The sequence below is a fragment of the Halobacteriovorax sp. GB3 genome, from assembly GCF_028649655.1.
Lineage (GTDB): Bacteria > Bdellovibrionota > Bacteriovoracia > Bacteriovoracales > Bacteriovoracaceae > BSW11-IV.
In genome coordinates, this window is record NZ_JAQSLN010000005.1 from 1 (window position 1) to 1,263 (window position 1,263).

Sequence of the window (1,263 nt, forward strand, 5' to 3'; positions counted from 1 at the left end):
TCTAAGGATTCTTTCTCATCTATCCATCATCGAAATGATGGCTTTAACAAATATTTAAATTTTAAAGAACCAGAACGTTCAAAACTCAAAAGTGGTGGAGATGACAGGAGTCGAACCTGCGACCCCTTGCGTGCAAAGCAAGTGCTCTCCCAACTGAGCTACACCCCCGTAGTTCGTTTTGAAAGTGTGTTTCGTTCTGAGGTGAGGCTGAATTTAAGGTAACATGGTTAAGGTGTCAACGCTTTTTTCGTTTTTTTTCATTTTTTTTTAACTTTTTTTGCATTTTTTTCTAAAATGATATTAATTATTTAGACATTATTATGCAAGAATTATACAAAACATAAGCGCAACCTTATCAAAGGACAGTTTTTTGAAAAAAACAGCCATTTTTGCCCTACTCATTTCAACATGCATGGCCTCTTCGTGCAAAAGCGAACAAAACTTAAGAAAAAATACAGATAAAAGTGATTATTTTCTTACTAAAGACATTGCTCTAACTACCGATGAACAAGGCCTTTCACGCTCTTTCGCTACTTTAAAAACGGTGCACGGAAATGTCGTAATTAAATTCTATGCAAATGATGCAAAAACTTCAGTCAAAAGATTCGTAGAGCTAGTATCCATGGGCTTTTATGACAATTTGATATTTCATCGAGTTGTACAAAATTTTGTCATTCAAAGTGGTGATCCTACAGGTTCAGGACAAGGGGGTTCTGGAAAAAAGCTACCCTTAGAAGTAAAAAACCATCTAAACCATGTAAAAGGTACACTATCTTTAGCTCGAATAGCTAATGATCCCAATAGTTCTGACTCACAATTCTTTATTACACTTAAAGAAAGCCCTTCTTTAGATGGTAAGTATACGATTTTAGGTAAAGTCGTTCGTGGTTTAGATATTTTGGATAAAATTCAACAAGGCGATAAGATACTAACGTTCTCTTTTCATAATAAAGACTCTCTTTAATCATTTATTTTACGAACACTCTATAAGAGTGTTCAAAACCCTAGCATTCAATAGTACGCACTCTTTCAAGCACATCTTCATTACTTCTTTTCACTTTCTTTTTTTTAATTAGTTTTTAAATTTGTTTTTTAAATTTGTTTTTGAAATTTGTGTTTGAAATTTGTTTTTTAAATTTGTTTTTGAAATTTGTTTTTGAAATTTGTGTTTGAAATTTGTTTTTGAAATTTGTTTTTGAATTTGTTTTTGAATTTGTTTTTGAATTTGTTTTTGGATTTGTTTTTGAATTTGTTTTTGGATTT

At 31.5% G+C, this 1,263-nt stretch carries 2 protein-coding genes and 1 tRNA gene; 1 reads left to right on the forward strand and 2 read right to left on the reverse strand.

The annotated features are described in order from the left end of the window. Window positions 1-92: 92 nt before the first annotated feature. Window positions 93-168: transfer RNA gene (locus HBN50_RS15460), tRNA-Ala, on the reverse strand. Between the two features lie 202 nt (window positions 169-370). Between HBN50_RS15460 and HBN50_RS15465 the strand changes: the two genes are divergently transcribed. Further along, window positions 371-964, forward strand: coding sequence for a peptidylprolyl isomerase (locus HBN50_RS15465; RefSeq protein WP_273871530.1), 594 nt, complete (start codon window positions 371-373; stop codon window positions 962-964). Window positions 965-1,072: 108 nt separating this feature from the next. Here HBN50_RS15465 and HBN50_RS15470 read toward each other — a convergent pair. Next, window positions 1,073-1,263, reverse strand: a 191-nt coding sequence (locus HBN50_RS15470) for a hypothetical protein (protein ID WP_273871532.1), incomplete at its 5' end; no start/stop codon positions are given.